At 29.1% G+C, this 25325-nt stretch carries 23 protein-coding genes; 19 read left to right on the forward strand and 4 right to left on the reverse strand.

From position 1 onward, the window contains the following. Positions 1-13 precede the first annotated feature (13 nt). The 11 genes from ECAJ_RS04660 (at position 14) to ECAJ_RS04705 (ending at position 11044) form a co-directional block, all read left to right on the forward strand. On the forward strand, positions 14-892 hold the full coding sequence (locus ECAJ_RS04660) for a P44/Msp2 family outer membrane protein (protein ID WP_011305015.1): 879 nt from the start codon (positions 14-16) through the stop codon (positions 890-892). 24 nt (positions 893-916) lie between these two features. Next, positions 917-1789, forward strand: a complete 873-nt coding sequence (locus ECAJ_RS04665) for a P44/Msp2 family outer membrane protein (RefSeq protein WP_044262236.1) — start codon at positions 917-919, stop codon at positions 1787-1789. A 23-nt stretch (positions 1790-1812) separates the two neighbouring features. After that, the gene (locus ECAJ_RS04670; protein ID WP_011305017.1) at positions 1813-2694 is read left to right on the forward strand and encodes a P44/Msp2 family outer membrane protein; all 882 of its coding nucleotides are present in this window, start codon (positions 1813-1815) and stop codon (positions 2692-2694) included. Positions 2695-3241: 547 nt separating this feature from the next. Further along, entirely contained in the window at positions 3242-4084 is an 843-nt protein-coding gene (locus tag ECAJ_RS04675; protein WP_011304939.1) for a P44/Msp2 family outer membrane protein, read from the forward strand. Between the two features lie 327 nt (positions 4085-4411). Continuing rightward, positions 4412-5242, forward strand: a complete 831-nt coding sequence (locus ECAJ_RS04680; RefSeq protein ID WP_011304940.1) for a P44/Msp2 family outer membrane protein — start codon at positions 4412-4414, stop codon at positions 5240-5242. Positions 5243-5452: 210 nt separating this feature from the next. Further along, positions 5453-6316: a P44/Msp2 family outer membrane protein gene (locus ECAJ_RS04685; RefSeq protein ID WP_011304941.1), complete on the forward strand. Its 864-nt coding sequence runs from the start codon at positions 5453-5455 to the stop codon at positions 6314-6316. Positions 6317-6612: 296 nt separating this feature from the next. After that, a complete protein-coding gene (locus ECAJ_RS04690) occupies positions 6613-7464 on the forward strand; it encodes a P44/Msp2 family outer membrane protein (protein ID WP_011305018.1) in 852 nt (283 codons plus the stop codon). Positions 7465-7806: 342 nt separating this feature from the next. After that, the gene (locus ECAJ_RS04695; RefSeq protein WP_011305019.1) at positions 7807-8649 is read left to right on the forward strand and encodes a P44/Msp2 family outer membrane protein; all 843 of its coding nucleotides are present in this window, start codon (positions 7807-7809) and stop codon (positions 8647-8649) included. 340 nt (positions 8650-8989) lie between these two features. After that, positions 8990-9826 carry a P44/Msp2 family outer membrane protein gene (locus tag ECAJ_RS04700; protein WP_011305020.1) on the forward strand — a complete coding sequence of 279 codons (837 nt, stop codon included), beginning with the start codon at positions 8990-8992 and terminating at the stop codon, positions 9824-9826. 73 nt (positions 9827-9899) lie between these two features. After that, positions 9900-10088: a hypothetical protein gene (locus ECAJ_RS05065; RefSeq protein ID WP_155799215.1), complete on the forward strand. Its 189-nt coding sequence runs from the start codon at positions 9900-9902 to the stop codon at positions 10086-10088. A gap of 89 nt (positions 10089-10177) precedes the next feature. Beyond that, positions 10178-11044, forward strand: a complete 867-nt coding sequence (locus tag ECAJ_RS04705; protein WP_011305021.1) for a P44/Msp2 family outer membrane protein — start codon at positions 10178-10180, stop codon at positions 11042-11044. Positions 11045-11670: 626 nt separating this feature from the next. On the opposite strand, the gene ECAJ_RS04710 is transcribed toward ECAJ_RS04705, so the two are convergent. Next, positions 11671-12486 (reverse strand): P44/Msp2 family outer membrane protein, encoded by an 816-nt coding sequence (locus ECAJ_RS04710; RefSeq protein WP_231243039.1) that lies wholly within the window; start codon positions 12484-12486, stop codon positions 11671-11673. Between the two features lie 1508 nt (positions 12487-13994). On the opposite strand from ECAJ_RS04710, the gene ECAJ_RS04715 reads away from it, so the two are divergent. From ECAJ_RS04715 to secA, 3 genes are all read left to right on the forward strand, one after another. Then, positions 13995-14357: a hypothetical protein gene (locus ECAJ_RS04715; protein WP_011305023.1), complete on the forward strand. Its 363-nt coding sequence runs from the start codon at positions 13995-13997 to the stop codon at positions 14355-14357. 371 nt (positions 14358-14728) lie between these two features. After that, positions 14729-15277 (forward strand): hypothetical protein, encoded by a 549-nt coding sequence (locus ECAJ_RS04720; protein WP_011305024.1) that lies wholly within the window; start codon positions 14729-14731, stop codon positions 15275-15277. 338 nt (positions 15278-15615) lie between these two features. Further along, positions 15616-18204, forward strand: a complete 2589-nt coding sequence (secA, locus tag ECAJ_RS04725) for a preprotein translocase subunit SecA (protein ID WP_011305025.1) — start codon at positions 15616-15618, stop codon at positions 18202-18204. Between the two features lie 675 nt (positions 18205-18879). Here the strand turns inward: secA and ECAJ_RS04730 are convergent. From ECAJ_RS04730 to ECAJ_RS04740, 3 genes are all read right to left on the reverse strand, one after another. Beyond that, positions 18880-19281 carry a hypothetical protein gene (locus ECAJ_RS04730; protein WP_011305026.1) on the reverse strand — a complete coding sequence of 134 codons (402 nt, stop codon included), beginning with the start codon at positions 19279-19281 and terminating at the stop codon, positions 18880-18882. Positions 19282-19498: 217 nt separating this feature from the next. After that, a complete protein-coding gene (locus tag ECAJ_RS04735; RefSeq protein ID WP_011305027.1) occupies positions 19499-20053 on the reverse strand; it encodes a hypothetical protein in 555 nt (184 codons plus the stop codon). A 300-nt stretch (positions 20054-20353) separates the two neighbouring features. Further along, positions 20354-20788: a hypothetical protein gene (locus tag ECAJ_RS04740; RefSeq protein ID WP_011305028.1), complete on the reverse strand. Its 435-nt coding sequence runs from the start codon at positions 20786-20788 to the stop codon at positions 20354-20356. Positions 20789-21168: 380 nt separating this feature from the next. On the opposite strand from ECAJ_RS04740, the gene ftsZ reads away from it, so the two are divergent. From ftsZ to ECAJ_RS04765, 5 genes are all read left to right on the forward strand, one after another. Then, positions 21169-22431 (forward strand): cell division protein FtsZ, encoded by a 1263-nt coding sequence (gene ftsZ, locus ECAJ_RS04745; protein WP_011305029.1) that lies wholly within the window; start codon positions 21169-21171, stop codon positions 22429-22431. Between the two features lie 6 nt (positions 22432-22437). Beyond that, positions 22438-22845: an EVE domain-containing protein gene (locus tag ECAJ_RS04750; RefSeq protein WP_011305030.1), complete on the forward strand. Its 408-nt coding sequence runs from the start codon at positions 22438-22440 to the stop codon at positions 22843-22845. Then, positions 22842-23306, forward strand: coding sequence for an rRNA maturation RNase YbeY (gene ybeY / locus ECAJ_RS04755; protein WP_011305031.1), 465 nt, complete (start codon positions 22842-22844; stop codon positions 23304-23306). The genes ECAJ_RS04750 and ybeY overlap by 4 nt, the downstream gene beginning before the upstream one ends. Before the next feature lie 378 nt (positions 23307-23684). After that, positions 23685-24452, forward strand: a complete 768-nt coding sequence (locus ECAJ_RS04760) for a ParA family protein (protein WP_011305032.1) — start codon at positions 23685-23687, stop codon at positions 24450-24452. Positions 24453-24464: 12 nt separating this feature from the next. Further along, a complete protein-coding gene (locus ECAJ_RS04765; RefSeq protein ID WP_011305033.1) occupies positions 24465-25316 on the forward strand; it encodes a ParB/RepB/Spo0J family partition protein in 852 nt (283 codons plus the stop codon). Positions 25317-25325: the final 9 nt, after the last annotated feature.

A 25325-nucleotide genomic window follows, 5' to 3' on the forward strand; every position in this document is an offset into this window, starting at 1 on the left:
CATGGGAAATTCTATGAATAATAAAAGTCAATTCTTAATAAGATTTATATTTTTAACATGCATGCTGTCATTACCTAATATATCTCTTTCAAAAGTAAATAACGAAAAACATTCTGGTTTGTATATTAGCGGGCAATACAAACCCAGTGTTTCTGTTTTCAGTAATTTTTCAGTTAAAGAAACCAACTTTCATACAAAACATCTCATAGCTCTTAAACAAGATGTTGATTCTGTTGAAATTGATACTGGTGGTAATACAGCAGGTATTAGTAACCCATCTAACTTTACAATCCCTTATACTGCAGAATTTCAAGACAACCATACTAACTGCAATGGCTCTATTGGTTATGCTTTTGCTGAAGGTCCAAGAATTGAAATAGAATTATCATATGAAAAATTTGATGTTAAAAATCCCACAGGGTATACTACAGTAAAAGATGCTTATAGATACTTTGCTTTAGCACGTGAAATAAATATTTCTCTATTCCAACCAAAACAAAAAGAAGGTAGTGGAATTTACCATGTCGTAATGAAAAACGATGGGTTATCTATCTTATCCAATATAGTTAATATTTGCTACGATTTTTCTTTAAATAATTTACCTATATCACCTTATTTATGCGGAGGAATGGGTATAAATGCCATAGAATTCTTTGACGCTTTACATGTGAAATTTGCTTATCAAAGCAAGGCAGGAATTAGTTATCAACTATTACGTAAAATCAACTTATTTATTGATGTATATTACTATCAAGTAATAAGTAATAAATTTAAAAACCTGAAAGTCCAACATGTACATGAACTTAAAGATAATCCAAAAGTCACATCTGCAGTTGCTACACTTGATATAGCATATTTTGGTAGTGAAGCTGGCATAAGAATTATATTTTAATTATAACTAAAAATGGCAAATTTTATGTACAAAAAATACAAACTAATGACAGCAGGTGTAGTATTATTTCACATGTTATTTCTACCTCATGTTTCTTTCGCAAAAAATACAAACAGCAATAAACTTGGATTATACATCAGTGGACAGTATAACCCTAGTGTTTCTGTTTTTAGCAATTTTTCAGCAAAAGAAACCAATGTTCATACAGTACAACTCATGGCGCTTAAAAAAGACATTGATTCTATTGAAGTTGATACTGGAAATAGCGCAGGTATTAGCAAACCACAAAATTTCACAGTTCTTTATACTCCAAAATTTCAAGATAATGTTGCTGGTCTTAGCGGTGCACTTGGATTCTTTTATTCTAAAGGATTAAGGATTGAAATGGGGTTTTCTTATGAAAAATTTGATGCTAAAGACCTTGGTGAGTACACCAAAATAAAAGATGCTTATAGATATTTTGCTCTAGTACGTGAAATGCATGTTAGTCTCATTTATCCAAAAGATAATAACACAGGAACACATTATACTGTTATGAGAAATGATGGTATATCTATTTCTTCTGCTACAGTAAATGGCTGCTATGATTTCTTTTTTCCAAGTTTATCTTTGTCACCCTATATGTGTATAGGCATCGGTATAGATGCTATAGAATTTCTTAATGCATTACATATTAAGTTTGCTTGCCAAGGTAAGTTAGGTGTTACTTATTCTGTATCTCCCAATGTTAATTTATTTGCAGATGGATATTATCATAAAGTGATGGGCAATAAATTTAAAAATTTACCTGTTCAATACGTTAATACTTTAGAAGAGTATCCAAGAGTTACATCTGCAATTGCTACACTTGATATTGGCTACCTCGGTGGTGAAATTGGCATAAGATTTATATTTTAACTACAAACAAATACGGAAATTTTATGAATAATAAACTCAAATTTACTATAATAAACACAGTATTAGTATGCTTATTGTCATTACCTAATATATCTTCCTCAAAGGCCATAAACAATAACGCTAAAAAGTACTACGGATTATATATCAGTGGACAATATAAACCCAGTGTTTCTGTTTTCAGTAATTTTTCAGTTAAAGAAACCAATGTCATAACTAAAAACCTTATAGCTTTAAAAAAAGATGTTGACTCTATTGAAACCAAGACTGATGCCAGTGTAGGTATTAGTAACCCATCAAATTTTACTATCCCCTATACAGCTGTATTTCAAGATAATTCTGTCAATTTCAATGGAACTATTGGTTACACCTTTGCTGAAGGTACAAGAGTTGAAATAGAAGGTTCTTATGAGGAATTTGATGTTAAAAACCCTGGAGGCTATACACTAAGTGATGCCTATCGCTATTTTGCATTAGCACGTGAAATGAAAGGTAATAGTTTTACACCTAAAGAAAAAGTTTCTAATAGTATTTTTCACACTGTAATGAGAAATGATGGATTATCTATAATATCTGTTATAGTAAATGTTTGCTACGATTTCTCTTTGAACAATTTGTCAATATCGCCTTACATATGTGGAGGAGCAGGGGTAGATGCTATAGAATTCTTCGATGTATTACACATTAAGTTTGCATATCAAAGCAAGCTAGGTATTGCTTATTCTCTACCATCTAACATTAGTCTCTTTGCTAGTTTATATTACCATAAAGTAATGGGCAATCAATTTAAAAATTTAAATGTCCAACATGTTGCTGAACTTGCAAGTATACCTAAAATTACATCCGCAGTTGCTACACTTAATATTGGTTATTTTGGAGGTGAAATTGGTGCAAGATTGACATTTTAATTATTTAAATCATTGAATAATGAGAAACTTTTTGTTAGTTTCTCACTTATTTAATGCGCTATTAAACACAAAGATGTAAATTTTTATACTTCTTAAGTTTCTCAGTTTAAAATAAAAAGATTTGCACCACATTATAAATATTTTAAATAAAATACCTAAGATATTATAGAAAAAAACTTTAGTTAAATTACCATGCAATATCTATTAAGATATGTTATAATATAATAAGTGAACATACTAAGTATGTTTATAACATTCATACTGTCAAACTAATTACCTAAAATTAATGTAATAAAAGCCTAAATACAGCTTCCATATGCCTAAAATAGGCGTTGTAGTAAAACTATAGTAAGTAAGTCTAGTAATGTTTTTATTAACTAACTGATAAAGTTAATTACGGTTTCTATTAAAGTTTTTATTTTAATTGTTTTAAATATCAATTACTTTTATTGTAAACTTGAAAGAAATTTTATATTCTAGACTTGCTTTTATTTACTTCTTTTATTATTCTTAAACTTTTATTATCTTTTATAAAAGGTTTATTAACATGAATTATAAGAAAATTCTAGTAAGAAGCGCGTTAATCTCATTAATGTCAATCTTACCATATCAGTCTTTTGCAGATCCTGTAGGTTCAAGAACTAATGATAACAAAGAAGGCTTCTACATTAGTGCAAAGTACAATCCAAGTATATCACACTTTAGAAAATTCTCTGCTGAAGAAACTCCTATTAATGGAACAAATTCTCTCACTAAAAAAGTTTTCGGACTAAAGAAAGATGGTGATATAACAAAAAAAGACGATTTTACAAGAGTAGCTCCAGGCATTGATTTTCAAAATAACTTAATATCAGGATTTTCAGGAAGTATTGGTTACTCTATGGACGGACCAAGAATAGAACTTGAAGCTGCATATCAACAATTTAATCCAAAAAACACCGATAACAATGATACTGATAATGGTGAATACTATAAACATTTTGCATTATCTCGTAAAGATGCAATGGAAGATCAGCAATATGTAGTACTTAAAAATGACGGCATAACTTTTATGTCATTGATGGTTAATACTTGCTATGACATTACAGCTGAAGGAGTATCTTTCGTACCATATGCATGTGCAGGTATAGGAGCAGATCTTATCACTATTTTTAAAGACCTCAATCTAAAATTTGCTTACCAAGGAAAAATAGGTATTAGTTACCCTATCACACCAGAAGTCTCTGCATTTATTGGTGGATACTACCATGGCGTTATTGGTAATAAATTTGAGAAGATACCTGTAATAACTCCTGTAGTATTAAATGATGCTCCTCAAACCACATCTGCTTCAGTAACTCTTGACGTTGGATACTTTGGCGGAGAAATTGGAATGAGGTTCACCTTCTAACTTATTTCTTGTTACACCTAATAAGTAGTAACAAAGAAAATTTTAGCAATTCATATCATAGGGAAAATGTGAAGTTATTTCAAGTTTTCCCTTATGTCTTTATGTATATTGTTGCACTATAAATATTCTTCTTTAACTATGCTGTAAAAGTACACTTGCAGTATACATAAGTGATTAAAGCTATCTTTTTTTTCTGTGCAAATAATAAAATATATTAAAATTCTCTTAAGAAAATCATCAGTATTTTATATAAAAAGCCATATTCTAACTTGTACTCATTTCATACTTTTACTATTTTTGATTTACTATTATTATTCTAGGAATAATATGAACTGTAAAAAAATTCTTATAACAACTACATTGGTATCACTAACAATTCTTTTACCTGGCATATCTTTCTCCAAACCAATACATGAAAACAATACTACAGGAAACTTTTACATTATTGGAAAATATGTACCAAGTATTTCACATTTTGGGAACTTTTCAGCTAAAGAAGAAAAAAACACAACAACTGGAATTTTTGGATTAAAAGAATCATGGACTGGTGGTATCATCCTTGATAAAGAACATGCAGCTTTTAATATCCCAAATTATTCATTTAAATATGAAAATAATCCATTTTTAGGATTTGCAGGGGTAATTGGCTATTCAATAGGTAGTCCAAGAATAGAATTTGAAGTATCATACGAGACATTCGATGTACAAAATCCAGGAGATAAGTTTAACAATGATGCACATAAGTATTGTGCTTTATCCAATGATTCCAGTAAAACAATGAAAAGTGGTAAATTCGTTTTTCTCAAAAATGAAGGATTAAGTGACATATCACTCATGTTAAATGTATGTTATGATATAATAAACAAAAGAATGCCTTTTTCACCTTACATATGTGCAGGCATTGGTACTGACTTAATATTCATGTTTGACGCTATAAACCATAAAGCTGCTTATCAAGGAAAATTAGGTTTTAATTATCCAATAAGCCCAGAAGCTAACATTTCTATGGGTGTGCACTTTCACAAAGTAACAAACAACGAGTTTAGAGTTCCTGTTCTATTAACTGCTGGAGGACTCGCTCCAGATAATCTATTTGCAATAGTAAAGTTGAGTATATGTCATTTTGGGTTAGAATTTGGGTACAGGGTCAGTTTTTAATTCTATTACCACACATATCAAAATCTAATTCATTTTCATTGCTGTTATAAACAAAATAGTCAGCAGGAGGTTTTTAATGAATTTATCTTGTAATGTATTAAATTTCTATTACAAAAACTGCTAACATTTTGCATTAAAAAATGTCGTTTAATTTGTTTTAGACTGTATTTTTACTATCGTTAATTTACTTTCACTGTTTCTGGTGTAAATATGAAATATAAAAAAACTTTTACAGTAACTGCATTAGTATTATTAACTTCCTTTACACATTTTATACCTTTTTATAGTCCAGCACGTGCCAGTACAATTCACAACTTCTACATTAGTGGAAAATATATGCCAACAGCGTCACATTTTGGAATTTTTTCAGCTAAAGAAGAACAAAGTTTTACTAAGGTATTAGTTGGGTTAGATCAACGATTATCACATAATAGTATAAACAATAATGATACAGCAAAGAGTCTTAAGGTTCAAAATTATTCATTTAAATACAAAAATAACCCATTTCTAGGATTTGCAGGAGCTATTGGTTATTCAATAGGCAATTCAAGAATAGAACTAGAAGTATCACATGAAATATTTGATACTAAAAACCCAGGAAACAATTATTTAAATGACTCTCACAAATATTGCGCTTTATCTCATGGAAGTCACATATGCAGTGATGGAAATAGCGGAGATTGGTACACTGCAAAAACTGATAAGTTTGTACTTCTGAAAAATGAAGGTTTACTTGACGTCTCATTTATGTTAAACGCATGTTATGACATAACAACTGAAAAAATGCCTTTTTCACCTTATATATGTGCAGGTATTGGTACTGATCTCATATCTATGTTTGAGACAACACAAAACAAAATATCTTATCAAGGAAAGTTAGGTTTAAACTATACTATAAACTCAAGAGTTTCTGTTTTTGCAGGTGGGCACTTTCATAAAGTAATAGGTAATGAATTTAAAGGTATTCCTACTCTATTACCTGATGGATCAAACATTAAAGTACAACAGTCTGCAACAGTAACATTAGATGTGTGCCATTTCGGGTTAGAGATTGGAAGTAGATTTTTCTTTTAATACTTCTATTGTACATGTTAAAAATAGTACTAGTTTGCTTCTGTGGTTTATAAACGCAAGAGAGAAATAGTTAGTAATAAATTAGAAAGTTAAATATTAGAAAAGTCATATGTTTTTCATTGTCATTGATACTCAACTAAAAGTAGTATAAATGTTACTTATTAATAATTTTACGTAGTATATTAAATTTCCCTTACAAAAGCCACTAGTATTTTATACTAAAAGCTATACTTTGGCTTGTATTTAATTTGTATTTTTACTACTGTTAATTTACTTTCACTGTTTCTGGTGTAAATATGAATTGTAAAAAAGTTTTCACAATAAGTGCATTGATATCATCCATATACTTCCTACCTAATGTCTCATACTCTAACCCAGTATATGGTAACAGTATGTATGGTAATTTTTACATATCAGGAAAGTACATGCCAAGTGTTCCTCATTTTGGAATTTTTTCAGCTGAAGAAGAGAAAAAAAAGACAACTGTAGTATATGGCTTAAAAGAAAACTGGGCAGGAGATGCAATATCTAGTCAAAGTCCAGATGATAATTTTACCATTCGAAATTACTCATTCAAGTATGCAAGCAACAAGTTTTTAGGGTTTGCAGTAGCTATTGGTTACTCGATAGGCAGTCCAAGAATAGAAGTTGAGATGTCTTATGAAGCATTTGATGTGAAAAATCCAGGTGATAATTACAAAAACGGTGCTTACAGGTATTGTGCTTTATCTCATCAAGATGATGCGGATGATGACATGACTAGTGCAACTGACAAATTTGTATATTTAATTAATGAAGGATTACTTAACATATCATTTATGACAAACATATGTTATGAAACAGCAAGCAAAAATATACCTCTCTCTCCTTACATATGTGCAGGTATTGGTACTGATTTAATTCACATGTTTGAAACTACACATCCTAAAATTTCTTATCAAGGAAAGCTAGGGTTGGCCTACTTCGTAAGTGCAGAGTCTTCGGTTTCTTTTGGTATATATTTTCATAAAATTATAAATAATAAGTTTAAAAATGTTCCAGCCATGGTACCTATTAACTCAGACGAGATAGTAGGACCACAGTTTGCAACAGTAACATTAAATGTATGCTACTTTGGATTAGAACTTGGATGTAGGTTCAACTTCTAATTTCGTGGTACACATATCACGAAGCTAAAATTGTTTTTTTATCTCTGCTGTATACAAGAGAAAAAATAGTAGTGAAAATTACCTAACAATATGACAGTACAAGTTTACCAAGCTTATTCTCACAAAACTTCTTGTGTCTTTTATCTCTTTACAATGAAATGTACACTTAGCTTCACTACTGTAGAGTGTGTTTATCAATGCTTTGTTTATTAATACTCTACATAATATGTTAAATTTTTCTTACAAAAATCACTAGTAATTTATACTAGAATATATATTCTGACTTGTATTTGTTTTATACTTCCACTATTGTTAATTTATTTTCACTATTTTAGGTGTAATATGAATTGCAAAAAAATTCTTATAACAACTGCATTAATGTCATTAATGTACTATGCTCCAAGCATATCTTTTTCTGATACTATACAAGACGATAACACTGGTAGCTTCTACATCAGTGGAAAATATGTACCAAGTGTTTCACATTTTGGTGTTTTCTCAGCTAAAGAAGAAAGAAACTCAACTGTTGGAGTTTTTGGATTAAAACATGATTGGAATGGAGGTACAATATCTAACTCTTCTCCAGAAAATATATTCACAGTTCAAAATTATTCGTTTAAATACGAAAACAACCCATTCTTAGGGTTTGCAGGAGCTATTGGTTATTCAATGGGTGGCCCAAGAATAGAACTTGAAGTTCTGTACGAGACATTCGATGTGAAAAATCAGAACAATAATTATAAGAACGGCGCACACAGATACTGTGCTTTATCTCATCATAGTTCAGCAACAAGCATGTCCTCCGCAAGTAACAAATTTGTTTTCTTAAAAAATGAAGGGTTAATTGACTTATCATTTATGATAAATGCATGCTATGACATAATAATTGAAGGAATGCCTTTTTCACCTTATATTTGTGCAGGTGTTGGTACTGATGTTGTTTCCATGTTTGAAGCTATAAATCCTAAAATTTCTTACCAAGGAAAACTAGGATTAGGTTATAGTATAAGTTCAGAAGCCTCTGTTTTTATCGGTGGACACTTTCACAGAGTCATAGGTAATGAATTTAGAGACATCCCTGCTATGGTTCCTAGTGGATCAAATCTTCCAGAAAACCAATTTGCAATAGTAACACTAAATGTGTGTCACTTTGGTTTAGAACTTGGAGGAAGATTTAACTTCTGATTTTATTGTTGCCACATATTAAAAATGATCTAAACTTGTTTTTATTATTGCTACATACAAAAAAAAGAAAAATAGTGGCAAAAGAATGTAGCAATAAGAGGGGGGGGGGGGACTAAATTTACCTTCTATTCTTCTAATATTCTTTACTATATTCAAATAGCACAACTCAATGCTTCCAGGAAAATATGTTTCTAATATTTTATTTATTACCAATCTTATATAATATATTAAATTTCTCTTACAAAAATCTCTAATGTTTTATACTAATATATATATTCTGGCTTGTATTTACTTTGCACTTCCACTATTGTTAATTTATTTTCACTATTTTAGGTGTAATATGAATTGCAAAAAAATTCTTATAACAACTGCATTAATATCATTAATGTACTCTATTCCAAGCATATCTTTTTCTGATACTATACAAGATGGTAACATGGGTGGTAACTTCTATATTAGTGGAAAGTATGTACCAAGTGTCTCACATTTTGGTAGCTTCTCAGCTAAAGAAGAAAGCAAATCAACTGTTGGAGTTTTTGGATTAAAACATGATTGGGATGGAAGTCCAATACTTAAGAATAAACACGCTGACTTTACTGTTCCAAACTATTCGTTCAGATACGAGAACAATCCATTTCTAGGGTTTGCAGGAGCTATCGGTTACTCAATGGGTGGCCCAAGAATAGAATTCGAAATATCTTATGAAGCATTCGACGTAAAAAGTCCTAATATCAATTATCAAAATGACGCGCACAGGTACTGCGCTCTATCTCATCACACATCGGCAGCCATGGAAGCTGATAAATTTGTCTTCTTAAAAAACGAAGGGTTAATTGACATATCACTTGCAATAAATGCATGTTATGATATAATAAATGACAAAGTACCTGTTTCTCCTTATATATGCGCAGGTATTGGTACTGATTTGATTTCTATGTTTGAAGCTACAAGTCCTAAAATTTCCTACCAAGGAAAACTGGGCATTAGTTACTCTATTAATCCGGAAACCTCTGTTTTCATCGGTGGGCATTTCCACAGGATCATAGGTAATGAGTTTAGAGATATTCCTGCAATAGTACCTAGTAACTCAACTACAATAAGTGGACCACAATTTGCAACAGTAACACTAAATGTGTGTCACTTTGGTTTAGAACTTGGAGGAAGATTTAACTTCTAATTTTATTGTTGCCACATATTAAAAATGATCTAAACTTGTTTTTATTATTGCTACATACAAAAAAAGAAAAATAGTGGCAAAAGAATGTAGCAATAAGAGGGGGGGGGGGGACCAAATTTATCTTCTATGCTTCTCAAGTTTTTTCTCGCTATTTATGACTAAACAACAGAAGGTAATATCCTCACGGAAAACTTATCTTCAAATATTTTATTTATTACCAATCTTATATAATATATTAAATTTCTCTTACAAAAATCACTAGTATTTTATACCAAAATATATATTCTGACTTGCTTTTCTTCTGCACTTCTACTATTTTTAATTTATTTGTCACTATTAGGTTATAATAATATGAATTGCAAAAGATTTTTCATAGCAAGTGCATTGATATCACTAATGTCTTTCTTACCTAGCGTATCTTTTTCTGAATCAATACATGAAGATAATATAAATGGTAACTTTTACATTAGTGCAAAGTATATGCCAAGTGCCTCACACTTTGGCGTATTTTCAGTTAAAGAAGAGAAAAACACAACAACTGGAGTTTTCGGATTAAAACAAGATTGGGACGGAGCAACAATAAAGGATGCAAGCAGCAGCCACACAATAGACCCAAGTACAATATTCTCCATTTCAAATTATTCATTTAAATATGAAAACAATCCATTTTTAGGGTTTGCAGGAGCTATTGGCTACTCAATGGGTGGTCCAAGGGTAGAGTTTGAAGTGTCTTACGAAATATTTGATGTAAAAAACCAAGGTAACAGTTACAAGAACGATGCTCACAAATATTGCGCTTTATCAAGACACACCGGAGGTATGCCACAAGCCGGTCATCAAAATAAATTTGTCTTCCTAAAAAATGAAGGATTACTTGACATATCACTTATGATAAACGCATGTTATGATATAACAATCGACAGCATGCCATTTTCTCCATATATATGTGCAGGTATTGGTAGTGACTTAGTTTCGATGTTTGAAACTACAAATCCTAAAATTTCTTATCAAGGAAAATTAGGTGTAAGTTACTCCATAAGCCCAGAAGCATCTGTTTTTGTTGGAGGACACTTTCACAGAGTTATAGGTAATGAATTTAAAGACATTCCTGCAATAACTCCTGCTGGAGCAACAGAAATTAAAGGCACACAGTTTACAACAGTAACATTAAACATATGCCACTTCGGACTAGAGCTTGGAGGCAGGTTTACTTTTTAATTTAGCTTATAACTTTCACAGTAATCCAGTGTAACACTAAAAGCTAAGTTATATCAATGGTAAAGTAGCTAACAATTATATTATTTTGAAACCAGTTATATATTACACACATTGTAATTGTTAGCTAATTGTTGAGCTTATTAGCAATCATACATCCAAAGATAATTTACATGTAGTTATCAATCTCATATCTTATTATGAATCACCTTCTACACAGATTAGCAGAAATATATAAACATTAAAGTTACATTCTTATTCTAAAGTCAAAGAAGTCACCAACTTAACAGAACAAAACTTAGTCAATTAAATTAAGATACCATGACAGCAGTACTAACACACAGAAAGCTTTAGGATTTTTATATAGCAAAACCCACAACAACACTCATTTTACATAAATGCAAAACTATAAAGTCTTCAACTCTACACTTTTACTCATACATACAAGTAATTAAAGTCACTTATTACAGTTCTAAGACTCATTTTAAAGACATATAACAGCATAATCGTAATACACAAAACACACACTTATAGATTATATATAATCAAATAACATTTAGATTGAAGTATAATACAATCAACACTAAATTTGAAAAAAATCCGCCAGTTAACTTCTCAACACAATAACTCTATAGCGCAAATCTAAATCCAATCTCCCAACCAAAATAATCAGTATTTAAAGTAGCAGAAGCTGAAGTAGTTCTAGGAACGTCAGATAATGCAGTAGGATGGTAAGCTATTTCTACTCTCTCATACCTATCACCTACAACCTTATGGTAATAACCCCCACCAAACAACATAGTATTAACATTTAGAGGGTAGTTGACACCAAACTTAACTTGATAAGAAAACTTAGGCAATGATATACCTAAAAACTTTATATAATCTGCACCAACACCAGCACACATATAAGGTGCTAAAGGAATACTACCACTAGCAATATCATAACAAACATTTACATTAAGAGACTTGTCAACAACGCCGTTATTCTCTAGTACTATAAACTTATTATCACTATTTGTAGCATTTCGAGACAAAGCAAAAAATTTGTAGCTTTGGCTATTCTCAGGGTACCATTGTCTTTCAGGTTCAAAATTCTCATAAGAACCTTCAAATTCTACCCTAAAGTCATTAACATAATATCCAATGATACCACTAAACCCTGCAAAACTGCTTGCATAAGTAGGGTCATATGATCGTGTAAAATTGCTGTGAGTATTTATCTCAGACTTATCAAGACCTAACGCAAAAATCTTTTTTGTAATACCAGGAATTGTTTCTTCAGCTGAAAAATTACTAAAATTGGGAATACCAACTTTATACTGACTACCTATATAAAGTCCTCTCCTCCCTTCAGAAAAATTTGCATCAGAAAAAGCACCATCAGATAAGAAAAAAACAAATGTACTCAGCGTAACACCTACAACAAATCTTTTGTAATTCATCTTAATAACCATTAATAACAAGGTAAACCATGATAATTTACTACAACAAGCTATGCCAAGTCAAGTAATTGTAAATAATTCTATCTGTTATCAATGAACACATCCAAAGCACATAAAAACACTTATTAACAATTAGCAAAGTATATAAATCTCACTTTTTATTACAACAACAAAAAAATAATAAAACCATATTAACTAATCTACTATACAAATACCTTAACACTAACCTCAATACCAAAATATTCCAATATTAAGTTTGACTACTGCTGAAGTACTAACAAAAATGAATATCATTACAGTACCACTACACAATACCTATTCATTACCAATTATCCTACGGTAATATCCATGAGATATTAATCAACCAACCCATAATCCTACTAAAGAAATGCTTCAATACTATTGAGTAAAAAACTTTAACAATGTCTTCTCAGACACCTATATCAAAGAAAAAGGAATAACGCATAGTACCATATTTTACAAAGTCATGATAATTAAGAGTAAGATTTTATAATGTGATTTGTCAAAACAACATATAAAATATCAGTTTTATAGTTAAAGCAAAATATCTTCAATTATTACGTTTCTTATTGCCCTATAGTATCAGCTGTTAAATCTTCATAAATATTTAAATGTAAGTGGTAACCCAAGAAGATTATTACCAATATTCTGGAACATACTCTTCTGAAAAATAAATTACCATAATATTTTATCAATCTATCAGCACTAAGAATAAGACTTTTCTTTAATAAAATAATCTCATAAGTTCTTAGACCACGTGTGTTTCACTTATTAAAAAAGCATATAAAATCTGTAAAAAATCACTAGCGAAAAATGATTGTACATACTGTATAATACACATAAAAAATACAATAAGCTTATATAACTAGGTATTAATAACTCTAATATATATAATCAAAGTTTTACAATCTCATACTTCATAATTCAATTTATCTAGAAAAAAAACTTATATAACTTAGATAAATACTAAAAATGTTACTAATCTACAAACACAATTATCAAATTATATAAAAACATACTAATAATATGATAAAAAAGCAAATTTAGCAAAGTATTGTTTATTCATTATACACTTTTTAGCATATAAGTACAAACTTATTACACAATTGAAATCACAAATGATTATTTTTAAAATAAAACATTTCTCACTAAATCCCATACTACATGTCAGAAGAAAATCAAAATAACCAATACATAGAAATAAATAATAACTGCATATAAACCCAAATATCGCATAAGCAATATAGTATTGTGTAATTTTGGTATACAAACTCCATAATACTAATAACATTATATAATAGATATAAAACCAAATAATACTCAATAGTAGGAAATTTAAATTCTTTTAACGCCTACAATTAAGTTACTCACCTTTTGCTTTAAGAAATTAAATATACAACAAAATTAAATAGTACAAGATTTAATATGTTGCTTTTTTGTAGTAATTGATATAGATTGCATTATACTATTTAGTATTAGGTAAGATAATGGATATGATTAATATATTTGATAATACAGAAGATGATGCATTCTCTGTTTCTAATTTTATCAATCAAAACTTTATTTCTCAGTTCACAATCACCATACTTCCTCCTTCAGTTCCATTGTATCATGATCAACACATTGATGAAGGTATGTATTCTGTTGTTTTCTCATATAAAAAATATGAAGCACAACAACCATATGGTCTGGTAGAGCATAAGTCAGGGAAATTTGAAGCTTCATTAGATCATTCAGATCATAGGTTATACCTAAACAAAGATGATATATCTATTGTATTAAATGAAGATATGTTAAATTTATGCTTAAGTTGCACAAAAGTAATAGATAACAAAGATTCTGCTCAATAATTGAATGTTATTGATTTTTTAAAAACTTCAGTAAGGGAGATCTATGTCTTCTCTAATAAGTTTGACAAGGTCTTCTTTAAGTTAATTTTTGTTTCGTGTTAATAACACATAATGAATCTAAGGTTTTAACAAACACTTTAGTATATTAAAGTTTTGTCATGCCAATGTGCTTTTTATTATTGAAAGAATTACACATAGTACAATTGTTTTTAATATCAGATATTAATTTAGTTTTTAATGTAAATGTTTATGATATACAGGAAAAAGGCTTATAATTTTTGACAATTTATTTCTTTGTATCAAATAAAACATGTTGTTTTATTACTTTAACAAGATATAATGTAATCATTAATAAATTCAGGTAAGCTACAATGGATATTTTCAGCAATGAACTTAATGCTACTGTTCATGTGAATGGAACAACATATGAAGGAAAAGTTATTATAGATAACAATGGAAATTTTGATACTAATCTCAGTTTGGCAGACGGTGTAGATACTCTAGGTCACCTTTGTGGGAATATATCTCAAAATAATGAAACAAAAGAAAACAGCTATATTCTTGAGTACATATTTGAACAACGTATAGTTTATCCAACATTACCTATTCTACACTCATTTAACGGACAAATAGTGTCATCTGCTGAGGAAGCTTTACCTCACCAAATTGCTTTTGACAATAGTAATGATAACATTAAAATTATATTATCAGATTCAGAAATAGTTCAACCTGTCACTAATGCAAAAGAAAGTCAAGCAGAAGTATCAAAACCTGTTACTGATGTAAAAGAAAATCAAGATGGAGCACCACAACCTGCCGCTAATACTCCTCAGGAAAAGCAAGAAAGTGTACCTACACCTGCTGATGGTGTAAATAATGATCCAACAAAAGAAGGCGCATCTCAACCTAACAAAACATAAATAACAATTTAGCCTAATACTATTATTAATATAATTTTTTATCATAGTTAATAAACTGTAATATTTGTAAAGCAGTTGTTCAGTTCTACGAATAACTGCTTTATAGTGTGTTGCATAGTAAATTGAATATAGTTTATATAACTCTATAATGCTTTTAAATGATGCTTGTATTGATTATTAATTTGTATAAGCACAAAAACTCTGAATGCTATTGTACATAACTTCTATAGTACATGAAATATCAAAAACATTTACATAGACTGCTGCTAATTTTGTTGTACTTTTATCTTATTTAATCATATAATTCACAAACTAATAAATTAAATATTAATTTAATTATGCTTAGTATTGCACATAAAATCTTTGGCTCAGCAAACAGCAGAATAATTAAATCATTTTATAAAGTGGTTCAACACATAAATGCAATAGAGCACGAATTTCAACTTCTTTCTAATGAAGCATTAAAAAATAAAACTATAGAATTTAAAGAAGAACTTAAAAATGGAAAGACATTAGATGATATATTAGTACCAGCCTTCGCTGTAGTAAGAGAAGCTTCAAAAAGAGTACTTAATATGAGGCATTTTGATGTACAACTTATAGGTGGAATGGTCTTACATAAAGGAATGATATCCGAAATGAAGACAGGGGAAGGAAAAACTCTAGTAGCAACCTTAGCTGCATATCTAAATGCACTAGAAGGAAAAGGAGTTCATATAGTCACAGTAAATGATTATTTGGCAAAGCGTGATGCTGAATGGATGGGAGAACTGTATGATGCATTAGGCATTACTGTAGGATGTATATTAACTGACACAAACGACTTAGAAAGAAAAAACGCATATCAATGTGACATATTATATTCAACAAACAATAACCTAGGTTTTGATTACTTACGTGACAACATGAAATTTTCCAGAAGCGAAATGGTACAAAGAGGATTCAACTATGCAATAGTTGATGAGGTAGATTCTATACTAATAGATGAAGCAAGAACACCTCTTATAATTTCTGGACAAGTAGATCAAGATATCAAAATGTATAAAAAAATAGATAACCTGATTTATGAATTAGTAGAGGAAGATTACGAATTAGAAGAAAAAAGTAAGAATATTTTCCTAACAGAAGCTGGGACGACAAAAATTGAAAATTTATTAACTAAACATAATCTTATTCCTTCCAATACTTCCTTATATGACATAGATAATATTATAATCATGCACTATATTATTCAAGCATTACGTGCACATAAAATTTTCGCTTTAGACAAGGATTACATAATAAAAAATGGTAATATAGTAATCATAGATGAGTTTACAGGACGCATGATGGATGGAAGGAGATATTCAGACGGACTACATCAAGCACTTGAAGCAAAAGAAAAACTAAACATCAACAGTGAAAACCAAACGCTAGCTTCTACTACATTCCAAAACTACTTCAGAATGTACACAAAGCTTTCTGGAATGACCGGTACCGCAGCAACTGAATCTGAAGAATTTTTAGGTATATATAACTTACAAGTTGTACAAATTCCAACAAATATACCAGTACAAAGAATAGACTTAAATGATGATATATATTGTACAGAAGAAGAAAAATTCAGTGCTGTCATTAAATTCATTTCAGAATGCCATCAAAAACTACAGCCTGTATTAGTAGGTACAGTAAGTATTGAAAAATCAGAAATGTTATCCAAGTTATTAACGCAAAATAAACTAAAACATTCAGTACTTAATGCACGTTATCACGAACAAGAAGCATACATAATAGCACAAGCTGGCATACCTGGAACAATCACTATTGCTACAAATATGGCTGGTAGAGGCACAGACATACAGCTTGGTGGTAACTTAAAAATGTTGGCAAAAACAGCACTTGCCAATACTACAGACAAAGAAGCAATAGAAATAAAATATAAACAATTATCAGAAAAAGTAAAAAAAGATAAAGAGATAGCAATACAAGCTGGTGGCTTATGTGTAATTGGAACGGAGCGCCATGAAAGCAGAAGAATTGATAATCAATTAAGAGGAAGATCAGGAAGACAAGGAGATCCTGGGTTATCTAAGTTTTTCTTATCATTAGAAGATGACCTATTAAGAATATTTGGATCGGACAAAATAAAAGGTGTGCTAAAAAAATTAGGAATGAAAAAAGATGAAGCAATTCAACATACATGGATAAGTAGGTCTATTGAAAAAGCACAACATAAAGTAGAATCAAGAAATTATGATATCAGAAAATCTTTATTAAAATTCGACAACGTAATAAATGAACAAAGAAAAGTTGTTTTTGACCAAAGGAACCGTATTTTAGATAATGATTCTTATGATATTTCTATTATATATAGAGATCTTAACAGTGAAATAGTCAATAGTATAATACACGATAAGTACTACAACTTAGACGATGAAACATATAAAATATTATCATCTGAGTTTACAAGAATATATGCTCTTACTTTGGATTACAGCATCATCAGTGAATTAGAAAGTAAGGAAAAAGTTATAGAATATCTCAACAAAATTGTTGATGAACATTTTACACAAAAGATAGAAGAATTTAAATCTAGAGATCAAAAACTATGGGATTATGCAGTAAAAAAAGTCATGATCATGTCATTAGATTATCTATGGAGAGACCATCTCGCTGCACTAGATAGTTTAAAATGCGGAATAAATTTAAGATCTATAGCACAGAAAGACCCATTAAATGAGTTTAAAGCTGAAGCATTTTCTATGCTCGAGAACATGATGAATAAGTTCTACGAATTAATAACACAAAGACTGTCCCACTTAAGATTTGATATAGAATTAAGTGAAACACAAATACCAGAATATAACATTAATCACACTAAAATTTCACGCAACGAAAAATGTCCATGCGGATCAGGAAAAAAATTCAAGCATTGTCATGGTATGTAAGTATGCAACAACAATAATTATCACTATCAGTGCAATAACAAAATCATAAGTTACTTTTTCTGAAGACTATACATTAAACAATAACAAATTCAGAATATAAAAATTATTATTATAATAGCAACAAAACAACAACTATTGTTTAACTCTAATGAAAATCTCAATGCTATTATCAACTATGAAAATAACATATCTAGTACTTATAATATTCAAAAAATTGAATCATATGCAATTAATTTTGGTTCATAATAATAACTAATATAAAAACATACTCTGTCATTATTAGAATCACTGAATTATGAGAACTAAAATAACAACATTAACACTAATATACTTCTCATCACTTAATAGCAAAAATCGCTTAATATGTATAACATTTAAAGATATACTACAACTGTATTTGATATAGAAAGTATCTATATAAACCTTAGTAGCATACAATATAAACTACTACTACAACAAATTATAAAACAACAATACTTAATTAATATTTGAGTTTATAATAAATTAAAAGTTTTTTATTATGCACATGATTAATCGCTAACTTAATACATATAGCAAATAGTTTTTAAACATAAACAATACATAACTAATCATTTACACGTAATTATATTGAACAAAAATAGACACTAATTGATTATTCTTGTGTATATTTATTATTAAAAACACTCAATCATTTTAAGTGTTTTTACAACCATATATATCTAAAGCAACAACAGCATCATTTTGAATTTGTACCTTCCTAGAAGGTTTCATCATTGATAATATATTACGTTCATCACACATCAAACAAGTGTCATCCTTACTTACATGAAACACATATCTACTACTATTAGGATCATCAAGAATAACCTCTAAATCACATTCAGTACAATGTTCATCATTATAAATACCTCTATTACAGTACTTAATTATATTGACTATCCCTTCATTTCCTGAATCATTAACAATATGTCCACTAGCATAATAACTACTTCCTTCTTCATTAACATGCATAATACCATGATAAACATCAACACCAGGATGACCACTTCTCTGAATTGAAAAGTCAATCTGACATGAATCATAATCTATACTCATAAACACCTCCTATAAATTAAATAATTATCTAAAAGCATTAATATAATAAATCCTCACTTACAATATAATACCCTAGACTACAAATTACGTTACTTACACTTAATAGATATAAACAGTAGAAAAAAGCAATGTAATAAATATCAATGTATTAACACAAAACTTCAATCATTCAAATAAGCAATAACTCTCTACAATATTTCTATAAGAAAATTATTTATCACTCACATTTAGTTTCCGTTTTGCCATGAGAATAAACATAAGTACATCCACCTGCTTTATGTTCTTTATTTTCAGGTTTTTCATTAAAGAAAGAATCTCTTATCTTTTTAGTATCTATACCATCGTGCACAAGCACAGCAATAACAGGTTCTTTATTAATTTGTTCTACTTTAGATGGATCCATTAGCAATGGATTATGTGAGTCAATTAACAGACAATCCTGTAAATTACTAAATACAGAAACAATAAAACTCTTATTAATTGAAGTAATAATATTATCAGAACTAGCAGGATCATAATGTTCAAGAGTAATTTCTAAATCACATTTAGGACTTTCATTACTATAAATACCTTTTACACCATGATTTAGTATATTTATCGTACCTTTATCACCTGTCAAATCATTAACAATAGATGCACTAGCATAATATTTACCTTCATTACCGTTGATATGTAATGTACCATGATAAATATCAACATTAGAATGGCCATTTTGTTGAATTAAAAAATCAATCTGATGATCATTCTGATATTCATTATAATATAAACCCATAATAAAACTCTATTAAAAAAATATATTAATATATTAACTATATACTTTATTAATTTAAAATACCAGATATTTATTACATTTAACTTATGTTTAACGAGATAGAAGAAAAAACCTGCAACATACAAATTATCAATAACAAGCTTATACTTAAATATAATGACACTAGAGTTTAAATTATTAAATAATTCAAAACCTCCAGTGGGCATATACAATTTACATACAAAATAATGAAGTATAACAAAAACCTACTTATTATTTACATTTACAGTTCTAATAATTCAACTTGATTATCTTCATTATTCACACCAAAGAAATCATCTGAGAATTTACACCATTATGTATAAGCACAGTAATAGCAGCTTCATTAGCATCTACTTTAGATGGATCAATAAGTAATTGATCTAAATTCCCAAGAAGAGTAGGTAGAAAAGCCCTATTAATTGATGTAACTTCATTAATAGATTTCACAGAATCATAATGCTCAAGCAAAATTCCCAAATCACATTTAGCAATATGCCCGTCATCATAGTACATACCGTCTTCATATTCAAGTATATTTATTGTACCTTTATCTCCTGTCAAATCATTAATGACCTCCGCAGTAGCAAAGTACCTGCTATCTTCATCATTAAAATGTAAAACACCATGATAAAAATCAATATTAGGACTGTCACTTTTTTGAATCAAAAAGTCAACCTGATGTGCATGATAATGATAATTATAACCATTATTCATAACATAACCTACAATATGTTAATAAACACACACAAGTATTATACAGTTGTAAACAAACCTATATAAAGTTTATTCTTATATAATAATTACGTATTACAACTTCTTACGTATTCACACTCTATTACTTCTTTAGCACTGTAATATATTAAATATCACATACAATATTTATCTTAATTCCACTATATATATTTTAGTTCAAACTAATTTCAATACTTCCACTGAGTAACTATTACGCTATAAATTACCAATAGAAACAACTATATATTTATATAAATTTATTATTAGTTAAATATACATACTTAATTTATTTTATATCTATCAAATTATTTGCATTATTTAATTGACGTAGTATATTAAGTTATCGTTATTATGTGTTCAGTATGTCTTTAAATATTTGTTTACCAGATCAATCCCTATTAAGACCAAGAATTACAGTTTTTGGTGTAGGTGGTGCTGGAGGTAATGCTGTTAATAACATGATACAGTCCAATCTACATGGTGTTAACTTTGTAGTAGCAAACACAGATGCACAAGCATTAGAGCTTTCTTTATCAGAAAAGAAAATTCAATTAGGTATCGGATTAACAAAAGGGTTAGGTGCAGGGTCACTACCAGAAGTAGGTAGAGGAGCTGCAGAAGAATCAATAAATGAAATTATCGAAGAAATTTCAGATAGCAATATGTTGTTCATAACTGCTGGAATGGGTGGTGGAACAGGAACAGGTGCAGCACCTGTAATTGCCAAAGTTGCAAAAGAAAACAAGATTCTAACTATAGGAGTTGTCACTAAACCTTTTCATTTTGAAGGTGCACACCGTATGAGAACAGCAGAGCTTGGATTAGAAGAGCTCCAAAGGTATGTTGACACATTGATAGTAATCCCTAACCAAAATCTATTCAGGATTGCTAACGATAAAACAACATTTGCAGATGCATTCAAGCTTGCAGACACTGTACTTCATACAGGTGTTCGTGGTATAACTGATTTAATGGTAATGCCAGGGCTTATCAACCTAGATTTTGCTGATATTAGAGCAATAATGAGCGAGATGGGTAAAGCAATGATGGGTACAGGAGAAGCAGAAGGAGAAAATAGAGCCATATTAGCAGCTGAAGCAGCTATATCTAATCCTCTATTAGATAATATTTCAATGAAAGGAGCAAAAGGAATATTAATCAACATAACTGGTGGATTAGATATGACACTATTCGAAGTTGATGCTGCTGCAAATCGCATTAGAGAAGAAGTAGATAGCCATGCTAATATAATATTTGGATCAACATTCAACAAAGAAAGTGAAGGAAAGATCAGAGTATCTGTTTTAGCAACTGGGATAGATAATGAAGAAGTAGTCATACAAAACAAAAGCACACTTAAAAACAAAGAAACTCAAGATAATAAGTTATCTGAAATATCAAATAAATCTTTTAACCCATCAGACAATGAAATTGCTTATTATAAACCTAGTGATCCAGGACAAGATATGATTAATTCTATAAATCATATTAGGAAACAAGATAACATAGAAAATCAAGTATCTAACAACAAAATATATGAATCAGCCTATAAAGCACAATTCAATAAGAACGAATTCTGGGATGAAGAATCACTTAATATTCCAACTTTTTTAAGAAAAAAATAAGGTGCAATGTCTTATTGGCTCTTAAAAACAGAACCTAAAGATTTTTCTTGGGATAATATGGTGCATGATAAAGTTACTGTGTGGGATAACGTATTAAACTATCAAGCACAGAACTATTTAAAAGCAATGAAATATAATGATCTTGCTTTTTTTTATCATTCTGGAAAAGAAAAAGTAATAATAGGAATAGTAGCTATATATAAAGAATTCTACATTACTGACATAAACAATAAGTTTGGCGTAGTTGAAGTAAAGACAAATAAAAAATTAAATAAAACAGTATCTTTGAAAGATATAAAATCAAATTCTACATTAAAAAATATGATTGTTTTAAAACAACCACGATTATCAGTCTCTCCAATAACAGAACAAGAGTGGTATTGCATTTTACAACTAGGAGAAACTGCATTGTGATTGAAATTAATGTTTACTACAAAAAGTGGTATAATGTAATAAGAAAACCAAAAAGTTTCGTGAAAAATATTATCAATACTTCCCTAATAGATTTAAATATTTATGAGTACAAACCTATAATTTCTATCGTATTAGCAAATAACAAATTATTACAGCAATTAAACTATGAATATAGAAAAAAAAACAAACCAACAAATGTTTTATCATTTCCATACAATAAATTAGATAAAAATTGTTATCTAGGAGAAATTTTTATTTCATTAGATGTACTTATGAATGAATCAGTTGATCTTAATATACCAATAGAACATCATACTTCTCATATGTTGATTCATGGATTATTACATATTTTAGATTACGATCATGAAGAACCATTAGATCAATATATAATGGAATCTATTGAAATTAAGTTATTAGACAAATTAGGAATAAAAAACCCTTATGTTTCACGTGAAACATAAACACTCAAACAAAAGATTCAATTAATAAGATCTATATTTCTCATTTATTACTTCATATTATGATAACTAAACATCATCTACTCAATATACAAATATAACGGAATCTGTTAAATTACTATACAAACTAGGAATAAAAAAACATTATGTTACTCACTTATTATTTCATTTACAAACACAAAGAACCATTATATCAATATATTAATGAATGATTATATAAACCAGTAACAAAAAAATCTTATGATTTACTCAAAAAATTAAAACAAAAATCATTCATCTTGCAAATTTTGTATCATATCCTAATATACAATACTTAAAATAAAAAATTCAGTGACAGTAGTTTCATCTAATATATAATTAAAAAAAATGTAAATTATCTGTATGAGCAAAGTTTTTGCAATAGTAAATCAAAAAGGTGGTGTTGGGAAAACAACAACTAGTATAAACTTATCAACAGCTTTTTCTATAGTAAATAAAAAGACCTTACTTATAGATTTAGACCCTCAAGGTAATAGCAGTACTGGTTTTGGAATAACATATGAACAAAGAACAAATACAGTATATGAAGTATTAATCAATAATCTACCTATATCATCAGCTGTTGTCACAACTGAAATACCAAACTTACATTTATTACCATCAACAGTAGACCTATCTGCAGCAGAAGTTGAGTTAACACAAGTACAACAAAGAGAATTTATTTTAAAAAAATCTTTGTCCGAAGTAAAAAATTCATACGACTATATCTTTATCGACTGTCCACCTTCTTTGGGACTACTAACAGTAAATGCATTAATAGCAGCAGACTCTATTATGATTCCACTACAATGTGAATTTTTTGCTTTAGAAGGACTTAGCCATTTAATAAAAACCATAGAAATAGTCAAGAAACATCTCAACCCACTTTTATCAATAGAAGGAATTATTCTAACTATGTATGATAAAAGAAATAAGCTAAGTGAACAAGTAGAAGAAGATATTAGAAAGTATTTAAAAGAATCTGTATATAAAACAGTAATTCCTAGAAATGTTAGATTATCTGAAGCTCCATCTCATGGAAAACCTGCTATTATATATGATTTCAAATGCGCAGGTTCACAAGCATATATATATCTAGCAAAAGAAATCCTAAAAAAACAAAAAAAATAATAGGTATTTAAAATGACAAAAAGACTAGGAAAAGGCATTTTTGAGTTAATAGGAAATAGTAATTTAGAAATCAACAATAACACCAGTAATAACATTAATACTAGCAATCACTTAACAATGCCAATAAACTTATTAAACCCTAGTACATCACAACCAAGAAAAACTTTTGATCAAGCATCACTTAAAGAACTAGCAGAATCTATTTCTAAACACGGCATAATACAACCAATTATTATCAGGAAAAATCCACACAAAAAAGGTTATGAAATAATAGCAGGAGAAAGAAGATGGAGAGCCAGCATTTTAGCAAAATTAAAATCAGTACCCGTAATTGTAAAAGAAATAAGTGATAGTCAGTGTTTAGAATTATCAATTATAGAAAATATACAAAGACAAGATTTAACACCTATAGAAGAAGCAGAAGCATACTCTAATTTAATCAATACTTTTTCTTATACACACGAAGATTTAGCTTCTATTTTAGGTAAAAGTAGAAGTCATATTACAAATATGATAAGAATACTATCTTTACCACCTTCTATAAAATCAATGGTGAATGATAAACTCATATCATTTGGACATGCTAGAGCTTTAATAAATATAGAGAATCCAGAAGAAATAGCACAAAAAATTATTTCTTCAAACTTAAATGTAAGACAAACTGAATTACTAATCAAAAACTTACAAAAACCACACAGAAATAAAATCTTAGAAAACTTCACAGAATTAGAGAATTCACTATCTGAAATGTTAAAACTAAAAATTAAAATAAAAGGATTAAATCACAAGGGAAATATTGTTATAAAATACAATAATCAACAACAATTTAATTCAATATTAGATAAATTAAAAAATCCAATATAAAGTCTTTTA

Source organism: Ehrlichia canis str. Jake (genome assembly GCF_000012565.1).
Classification (GTDB): domain Bacteria; phylum Pseudomonadota; class Alphaproteobacteria; order Rickettsiales; family Anaplasmataceae; genus Ehrlichia; species Ehrlichia canis.

Excerpts from the sequence above, each read along its gene's own strand:
- ECAJ_RS04660 (WP_011305015.1), top strand. The coding sequence starts at position 14 with ATGAATAATAAAAGTCAATTCTTAATAAGATTTATATTTTTAACATGC.
- ECAJ_RS04665 (WP_044262236.1), top strand. The coding sequence starts at position 917 with ATGTACAAAAAATACAAACTAATGACAGCAGGTGTAGTATTATTTCAC.
- ECAJ_RS04670 (WP_011305017.1), top strand. The coding sequence starts at position 1,813 with ATGAATAATAAACTCAAATTTACTATAATAAACACAGTATTAGTATGC.
- ECAJ_RS04675 (WP_011304939.1), top strand. The coding sequence starts at position 3,242 with ATGAATTATAAGAAAATTCTAGTAAGAAGCGCGTTAATCTCATTAATG.
- ECAJ_RS04680 (WP_011304940.1), top strand. The coding sequence starts at position 4,412 with ATGAACTGTAAAAAAATTCTTATAACAACTACATTGGTATCACTAACA.
- ECAJ_RS04685 (WP_011304941.1), top strand. The coding sequence starts at position 5,453 with ATGAAATATAAAAAAACTTTTACAGTAACTGCATTAGTATTATTAACT.
- ECAJ_RS04690 (WP_011305018.1), top strand. The coding sequence starts at position 6,613 with ATGAATTGTAAAAAAGTTTTCACAATAAGTGCATTGATATCATCCATA.
- ECAJ_RS04695 (WP_011305019.1), top strand. The coding sequence starts at position 7,807 with ATGAATTGCAAAAAAATTCTTATAACAACTGCATTAATGTCATTAATG.
- ECAJ_RS04700 (WP_011305020.1), top strand. The coding sequence starts at position 8,990 with ATGAATTGCAAAAAAATTCTTATAACAACTGCATTAATATCATTAATG.
- ECAJ_RS04705 (WP_011305021.1), top strand. The coding sequence starts at position 10,178 with ATGAATTGCAAAAGATTTTTCATAGCAAGTGCATTGATATCACTAATG.
- ECAJ_RS04710 (WP_231243039.1), bottom strand. The coding sequence starts at position 12,486 with ATGAATTACAAAAGATTTGTTGTAGGTGTTACGCTGAGTACATTTGTT.
- ECAJ_RS04715 (WP_011305023.1), top strand. The coding sequence starts at position 13,995 with ATGGATATGATTAATATATTTGATAATACAGAAGATGATGCATTCTCT.
- ECAJ_RS04720 (WP_011305024.1), top strand. The coding sequence starts at position 14,729 with ATGGATATTTTCAGCAATGAACTTAATGCTACTGTTCATGTGAATGGA.
- secA (WP_011305025.1), top strand. The coding sequence starts at position 15,616 with ATGCTTAGTATTGCACATAAAATCTTTGGCTCAGCAAACAGCAGAATA.
- ECAJ_RS04730 (WP_011305026.1), bottom strand. The coding sequence starts at position 19,281 with ATGAGTATAGATTATGATTCATGTCAGATTGACTTTTCAATTCAGAGA.
- ECAJ_RS04735 (WP_011305027.1), bottom strand. The coding sequence starts at position 20,053 with ATGGGTTTATATTATAATGAATATCAGAATGATCATCAGATTGATTTT.
- ECAJ_RS04740 (WP_011305028.1), bottom strand. The coding sequence starts at position 20,788 with ATGAATAATGGTTATAATTATCATTATCATGCACATCAGGTTGACTTT.
- ftsZ (WP_011305029.1), top strand. The coding sequence starts at position 21,169 with ATGTCTTTAAATATTTGTTTACCAGATCAATCCCTATTAAGACCAAGA.
- ECAJ_RS04750 (WP_011305030.1), top strand. The coding sequence starts at position 22,438 with ATGTCTTATTGGCTCTTAAAAACAGAACCTAAAGATTTTTCTTGGGAT.
- ECAJ_RS04760 (WP_011305032.1), top strand. The coding sequence starts at position 23,685 with ATGAGCAAAGTTTTTGCAATAGTAAATCAAAAAGGTGGTGTTGGGAAA.
- ECAJ_RS04765 (WP_011305033.1), top strand. The coding sequence starts at position 24,465 with ATGACAAAAAGACTAGGAAAAGGCATTTTTGAGTTAATAGGAAATAGT.